The sequence below is a fragment of the Kitasatospora sp. NPDC088742 genome, assembly GCF_055584905.1.
The window spans coordinates 44,980-52,274 of record NZ_JBVJLD010000008.1 but is presented as its reverse complement, the minus strand read 5'-3'; the positions used below and the strand labels follow the sequence as shown (position 1 = coordinate 52,274).

At 72.1% G+C, this 7,295-nt stretch carries 5 protein-coding genes; 2 read left to right on the top strand and 3 right to left on the bottom strand.

The genetic code is table 11. The annotated features are described in order from the left end of the window. Positions 1-40 precede the first annotated feature (40 nt). From pyk to pta, 3 genes are all read right to left on the bottom strand, one after another. Positions 41-1,471, bottom strand: a complete 1,431-nt coding sequence (gene pyk / locus ACZ6ZR_RS09635; protein WP_465641144.1) for a pyruvate kinase — start codon at positions 1,469-1,471, stop codon at positions 41-43. A gap of 97 nt (positions 1,472-1,568) precedes the next feature. After that, positions 1,569-2,774, bottom strand: coding sequence for an acetate kinase (locus ACZ6ZR_RS09630; protein WP_465641142.1), 1,206 nt, complete (start codon positions 2,772-2,774; stop codon positions 1,569-1,571). Further along, positions 2,771-4,936 (bottom strand): phosphate acetyltransferase, encoded by a 2,166-nt coding sequence (gene pta / locus ACZ6ZR_RS09625; RefSeq protein WP_465641140.1) that lies wholly within the window; start codon positions 4,934-4,936, stop codon positions 2,771-2,773. Before pta ends, ACZ6ZR_RS09630 begins: the two co-directional genes overlap by 4 nt. 231 nt (positions 4,937-5,167) lie before the next feature. Here pta and ACZ6ZR_RS09620 point away from each other — a divergent pair, with 231 nt between their 5' ends. Both ACZ6ZR_RS09620 and ACZ6ZR_RS09615 read left to right on the top strand, forming a co-directional pair. After that, positions 5,168-5,872, top strand: a complete 705-nt coding sequence (locus ACZ6ZR_RS09620; RefSeq protein WP_465641138.1) for a peptidase inhibitor family I36 protein — start codon at positions 5,168-5,170, stop codon at positions 5,870-5,872. Beyond that, positions 5,866-7,251, top strand: a complete 1,386-nt coding sequence (locus tag ACZ6ZR_RS09615; protein ID WP_465641136.1) for a phosphodiester glycosidase family protein — start codon at positions 5,866-5,868, stop codon at positions 7,249-7,251. The genes ACZ6ZR_RS09620 and ACZ6ZR_RS09615 overlap by 7 nt, the downstream gene beginning before the upstream one ends. Positions 7,252-7,295: the final 44 nt, after the last annotated feature.

Sequence of the window (7,295 nt, the reverse complement as noted above, 5' to 3'; positions counted from 1 at the left end):
CCGTGAGGAGGTGACGGCCCGTTCGGCTTGCCGCTACAGGTCAGAGACCGCTGCGGGTGCCCAGGTGGTGGACCTGGACCATGTTGGTGTTGCCGGGGACGCCGGGCGGGGAGCCGGCCGTGACGATGACGGTGTCGCCCTCGCTCAGGCGGCTCAGCGCCAGCAGCTCCTGGTCGACCTGGGCGACCATGGCGTCGGTGGTCTCTACCTGCTCGGTGACGTACGCCTCGACGCCCCAGCTCAGCGAGAGCTGGGCGCGGGTCGCGGCGTCCGGGGTGAAGGCGATCACCGGGATCGGCGAGCGGTAGCGCGACAGGCGGCGGGCGGTGTCACCGGACTTGGTGAACGCGACCAGCGCCTTGGCGTTGAGGAAGTCGCCCAGCTCGCAGGCGGCGCGGGCGATCGAGCCGCCCTGGGTGCGCGGCTTGCGGCCCGGGTTGAGCGGCTGGAGGCCCTGCGCGAGCAGCTCCTCCTCGGCCGTCTCGGCGATCCGGCTCATGGTCTTGACGGTCTCGATCGGGTACTTGCCGACGCTGGACTCGGCGGAGAGCATGATCGCGTCCGCGCCGTCCAGGATGGCGTTGGCCACGTCGGAGACCTCGGCGCGGGTCGGCCGCGAGGCGTGGATCATCGACTCCATCATCTGGGTGGCGACGATGACCGGCTTGGCGTTGCGGCGGGCCAGGGTGATCAGCTGCTTCTGGACCAGCGGCACCTTCTCCAGCGGGTACTCGACCGCCAGGTCGCCGCGGGCCACCATGATGGCGTCGAAGGCGAGGACGATCTCCTCCATCGCCTCGACGGCCTGCGGCTTCTCGATCTTGGCGATGACCGGCACACGAATGCCGACCTCGTCCATGACCTTGTGCACGTCGTCGATGTCGGCCGCGTTCCGCACGAAGGACAGCGCGACCATGTCGACCCCGAGCTCCAGGGCGAAGCGCAGGTCGTCCTTGTCCTTCTCGGACAGGGCCGGCACGTTGACCGCCGCGCCGGGGAGGTTGATGCCCTTGTTGTTCGAGAGCACGCCGCCCTCGATCACCACGGTCTTCACCCGCGGGCCGTCGACGCTGACGACCTCCAGGGCGATGACGCCGTCGTTGATCAGGACCGGGTCGCCGGGCTTCACGTCGCCCGGCAGGCCCTTGTAGGTGGTGCCGCAGATGTGCTGGTCGCCCGGCACGTCCTCGGTGGTGATGGTGAACTCGTCACCGTTGTCGACCGTGACCGGGCCGTTGGCGAAGGTCGCCAGGCGGATCTTCGGGCCCTGGAGGTCGGCGAGGATGCCGATGGTACGACCGGTGTCCTGGGACACCTGGCGGACCTTGCGGTACCGCTCCTCGTGCTCGGCGTGGGAGCCGTGGCTCATGTTCAGTCGGGCGACGTTCATGCCCGCTTCGACGATGGCCTTCAGCTGTTCGTAGGAGTCCGTGGCCGGACCCAGGGTGCAGACAATTTTCGCTCGGCGCATATCGGTCAGTCTATCCGTTCGTGTTATCGGTGCATTCGGCCCGAAAGCTGAGGAATCGTCAACGAACTGTCCCGAGGGGTGGGATGCTGATGGTTCGTCAGGTTTGGTGTACCAGAGCGAAGGTCTGCCTGGCGATTTCCAGCTCCTCGTCGGTCGGCACCACCGCCACCGTGACCCGGGAGTACTCGGGCGAGATCACCCGGGCCTCACCGGAGCGGACCGCGTTCAGCTCCGGGTCCACCGCGATGCCGAGCTCCTCCAGACCGGCGCAGGCGGCGGCCCGGACGGGGGCGGCGTTCTCGCCCACCCCGGCCGTGAAGGCCACCGCGTCCACCCGGCCGAGCACGGCGTAGTAGCCGCCGAGGTACTTGCGCAGCCGGTGCACGTAGGCGTCGAAGGCCAGCTTCGCCTCGGCGTCGCCCTCCCCGGCGCGGCGCATCACCTCGCGCATGTCGTTGTCCCCGCACAGGCCCAGCAGGCCGGAGCGGCGGTTCAGCAGCTCGTCGATCTGATCGATGCTCAGGCCGCCCACCCGGTGCAGGTGGAAGACCACGCCCGGGTCGATGTCACCCGAACGAGTGCCCATCACCAGGCCCTCCAGCGGAGTGAGGCCCATCGAGGTGTCCACGCAGACCCCGCCGGCCACGGCCGAGACCGAGCCGCCGTTGCCCAGGTGCAGCACGATCACGTTGACCTCGGCCGGGTCCTTGCCGAGCAGCCGGGCGGTGGCCCGGGAGACGTACTGGTGCGAGGTGCCGTGGAAGCCGTAGCGGCGCACCCGGTGCTCGTCGGCGGTCTTCCGGTCGATCGCGTAGCGGGCCGCGTACTCCGGCATCGTCGCGTGGAAGGCGGTGTCGAAGACCGCGACCTGGGGGAGGTCGGGGCGCAGCGCCCGGGCCACCTCGATGCCGGTGATGTTGGCGGGGTTGTGCAGCGGGGCGACCGGGATCAGCCGGCGGATCTCGGTCAGCACCTCCTCGGTGACCAGGGTGGGCTCGGTGAACCGCAGCCCGCCGTGCACCACCCGGTGGCCGATCGCGGCCAGCTCGGGGGAGTCCAGGCCGAGGCCGTCGGCGGTGAGCTCCTCGGCGACGGCCTTGAGCGCGGCGGCGTGGTCGGCGAAGAGCGCCGAGACCTCGCGCTTCTCCCGGCCGAGCGGGGCGTGCGCCAGGCGGCCGCCGCTCTCGCCGATCCGCTCGACCAGGCCCGAGGCGAGCCGGGAGCCGTCCACCATGTCGATCAGCTGGTACTTGACCGAGGAGGACCCGGCGTTGAGGACGAGTACCCGGGTGGCTCCGGTCACGAGGCGGCTCCTTGGTTCTGCGCCTGGGCCTGGCTCTGGCTCTGGGCCTGGCCCTGGGCCTGGATGGCGGTGATGGCGACGGTGTTCACGATGTCCTGGACCAGTGCCCCCCGCGACAGGTCGTTGACCGGCTTGCGCAGGCCCTGGAGGACCGGGCCGACGGCCACGGCTCCGGCCGAGCGCTGCACGGCCTTGTAGGTGTTGTTGCCGGTGTTGAGGTCGGGGAAGACCAGCACGGTGGCCCGGCCGGCCACCTCGGAGCCGGGCAGCTTGGTGGCGGCCACGTTCGGGTCCACCGCCGCGTCGTACTGGATCGGGCCCTCGACCAGGAGGTCCGGGCGCAGTCCGCGGATCAGCTCGGTGGCCTTGCGGACCTTGTCCACGTCCACGCCGGAGCCGGAGGTGCCGGTGGAGTAGGAGAGCATCGCGACCCGGGGCTCGACCCCGAACTGGGCGGCGGTCTCGGCCGACTGGATCGCGATGTCGGCCAGCTGCTGGGCGTCCGGGTCGGGGTTGACCGCGCAGTCGCCGTAGACCAGCACCTTGTCGGCCAGGCACATGAAGAAGACCGAGGAGACGATCGCGGCGCCGGGCGAGGTCTTGATCACCTCGAAGGCGGGCCGGATGGTGGCGGCGGTCGAGTGCACCGCGCCGGAGACCATGCCGTCGGCGATGCCCTCCTGGACCATCAGGGTGCCGAAGTAGGAGACGTCGGTGACCACGTCCAGGGCCAGCTCGACCGTCATGCCCTTGTGCGCGCGCAGCTTGGCGTAGAGCTCGGCGAACTGCTGGCGCAGCGGGGAGGTGGCCGGGTCGACGATCCGCAGCCGGGCGCCGTCGGCCCGGTCGAGGTCCTCCGCAGGCACCGCGATGCCCAGCGCGGCGGCCTTGCGGCGCACCTCGTCCGGCGGGCCGAGCAGGGTGAGGTCGCAGATGTTGCGGCGCAGCAGCACCTCGGCGGCGCGCAGCACCCGCTCCTCGGTGCCCTCCGGGAGCACCACGTGCCGGCGGTCCGACCGGGCCCGCTCCAGCAGCTCGTGCTCGAACATCATCGGGGTGACCCGCTCGGACTTGCCGAGCTCGATCCGCTTGGTCAACTCGGCGGTGTCCACGTGGAGTTCGAAGAGCCCGAGGGCGATCTCGGCCTTCCGCGGACTGGCCGGGCCGATCCGGCCCTCCAGATGGGTGAGCGCGGCGGCGGTCAGCCAGCTGCCCTCCGGGACCACGGCCACCGGGGTGCCGGGGGCCAGCCGGCCGGCCAGCGCCATCACGTTCGGGCCGGGGTGCTGACCGAGCGTCAGCAGCACGCCGGCGATCGGCGGGGCGCCCGCCGCGTGGGCGGCCAGCGAGCCGATCACCAGGTCGGCCCGGTCCCCGGGGGTGACCACCAGGGCGCCGTCGGTCAGCGCGTTCAGGAAGGTCGGCAGCATGGCGCCGCCGAAGACGAAGCCGCGGACGTCCCGGGCCAGCCCCGCCGCGTCGCCGAGCAGCACCTCGGCACCGGTCGCCTCGACCAGCTGGGCCACCGTGGGGGCGGCCAGGGCGGGCTCCTCCGGGAGCACGTAGGACGGGACGGAGAGCTTCTCCGCCAGCACCCGCTGGATCTGCTGCTTGGCGCCGGGGGCGACCCGGTTGGCGATCATCGCCAGCACCGAGCAGCCCAGGTCGCGGTAGGCCCGGTGGGCGTTGCGCACCTCGGCGACCACGGCCTGCGGGTCCTCGTCGTGGCCGCCGACCACCGGGAGCACCCAGGCGCCGAACTCGTTCGCCAGCCGGGCGTTGAAGGCCAGCTCGTCCGGGATGTTGGTGTCCGCGAAGTCGGTGCCGAGCACCAGGACGGCCTGGCAGCGGCGCTCCAGCGCGTGGAACCGCTCCACCAGGGTCGAGACCAGCTCGTCCTGCCCCTGGGCGGCCTGCAGCGCGGCGGCCTCCTCGTAGGTGAGCCCGTAGAGCTCGTGGGTCGGCAGGTCCAGCCGGTACCGGTCGCGCAGCAGCTCCACCACGTGGTCCGAGCCGGCCTCGCCCGGCGCGCTCGCGTGGACCAGCGGCCGGAAGATCCCGACCCGGTCCACCTGACGGGTGAGCAGTTCCATGACCCCGAGTTCGACCGCCTGCCGGCCGTCCCCCCGGTCGATCCCGGTCACGTACACGCTGCGCGCCACCTGGCAGCTCCGTTTCGGTCGTCCCTCGGTCAGCGGTCACATCGACCATACATTCGCACCGGTCACGGGCGTCCGCATGCCCGGACACCCACCGGAGGCAAGGGACGAAGGTCACCGGACCGCCGGGCCGCAGGGCCCTGACGGGCGGTCAGCCGTTGCCGAAAACCCCTCTCCGGCCGGCCGTGGGGACCCTAGGATCGGCCGTTCATGATCAATAAGGGGGAACCGCACGTGCGAACAGCACTTCTGCGCACCGGCCTGGGCGTCTGCCTGCTCGGCCTGGTGCTCACACTGCTCACCGGGACACGGGCCACCGCGCTCGTGCCGGAGAGCTGCCAGGCCGGGCACTTCTGCACCTACGACGGCGCCGACGGCCAGCTCCGCCTGCACGAGTACCCGGCGGGGGCCTCGGACCTGGAGTTCGCCGACGCTTGGAAGAACCGGGTGAGCTCGGTCCGGAACAACACCGACTACTGGGGGTGCCTCTACGACGGGGTCTCCTACGGCGGGGAGCTGCAGGCGATCCGCCCCCGGTCGAGTGCCGTGGTGAACCTGACGGGTGCGCAGCTCGCCGACAAGGCCGAGTCGTTCAAGCTCGCCAAGTCCAAGGCCGGCTGCTCCACCGGCTACGAGCGCTGCGAGCAGGGCTACGTCTGCCTGTTCAAGGACGTCAGCGGCCGGGGCGTGATGACCTCGGTCGGCGTGCCGGCGATCGCGCAGTACAACCCGGACTGGGACGACCAGGCGGTCTCGATCTTCAACCACACCGCCAGGCACGCCTGTTTCTACCCGCACGCCGATCACACGGTGGGCTGGCCCGGGGACCCGGCGAACCGGATGTTCGTGGTGCTCAGCGGGGACAGCGCGACCCTGCCCGCGGTGTACGCCGGCAACATCAGCTCCCACCAGCAGGTCGAGGGGACGAGCCAGTGCTGACCATCCGACGTACCGTCACCCTCGGCCTGACGGCCGCCCTGCTGACCGGGCTCGGCACCGCTCCGGGGGCGGCGGAGGAGCCGCCCGCCTTCACCGCCGCCAACCTGGCCGCGCTGAGCACCGTGACCACCTCGGCCCCGGGCCCCGGGATCACCCGCACCACCTACACCCGGGACGCGGCCGACCGCCCGTGGCGGGTCAACGTCGTGGTGGTGGACCCGGATGCCGCGCCGCTCTCGCTCACGGGCACGGTCGGTGCGGGCACGGCCCGGGCCGAGCAGGTCACCGCGATGCTGGAGGCCACCACGGCGGTGAAGAGCCGCAAGCCGTACGTCGGGGTCAACGGCGGGTTCTTCGACAACCAGGTGGTGTTCGACCCGGCCACCGGGGTGTCCACCGGTGACCTCGGTGGGCTCTCGATCGCGGACGGGAAGCTGCTCGGCGAGGCGGCCGGCGGCCGGCCGAAGGGTGGGACCGGTACCGAACGCCGCCCGGCCGGATCGGCCCTGGTGCTCCGTCACGGACGCCCGTACATCTCGGAGTTCAGCAGCGCACTGGTGATCGGGACGGCGGCCGGGACGCGGAAGCTGGACGGCGTCGACCGGGCGCCCGGCCGGGCCGCGCACTGCCAGCTCGCCGACCCGCTGGACCGGGACGAGCGGATGAGCGGCGGTGCCTGCACCGATTCGTCGGAGATCGTCGAGTTCACCCCCGAGTACGGCGCGCCGACCCCGGCCGCGGGCTTCCTGGGCGCGGCCGACACCGACGACGGCTACGAGGTCCAGGTGGACGCCGCCGGAGCGGTGAGCTGCTACCCCGTCCGGGGCGGGCGGACGGTGCCGGCCGGCGGCACCGCCTACCAGGGCATCGGGGAGGGGGCGAGCTGGCTGGAGGCCAATCTCTGCGGCCCCGTCAGGACCGCTCCCACGGTGAGCCGGACGGTCACCGACACCCGCTTCGGCGACCAGCTGGTCAGCCCCGGGCAGCCGGTCGACCCGGCGATGTACGTCACGCCCGGCGGGGACCTGCTGGTGCGCGACGCCAAGCGCGAGTACGTCCTGGACGCCCCGGCCGACCAGGCCGCGCGGACGGCCGTCGGGGTGGACGGGTACGGCCGGATGATGCTGGTCACGGTGGACGCCCGGAAGACCGGGACCGTCTGGTACGGCGCCTCCCGCCTGGAGCTGGCCCAGCTGATGCTGGACCTCGGCGCGGTGGACGCGCTCAACCTGGACGGCGGTGGCTCCACCACGCTGGCCGTCCGCGGCGCGGACTACACCGAGCAGCTCGCCAACGTCCCGTCCGAGGGCGGCTTCGACGGCCAGCGCCCGGTCGGCGACGCCGTCTACGTCGGCCGGGGCGGCTACCCGCTCCCGTAGGACGGACCGTCACCCCGGGGGCCCACGCCCCCGGGGTGACGGGT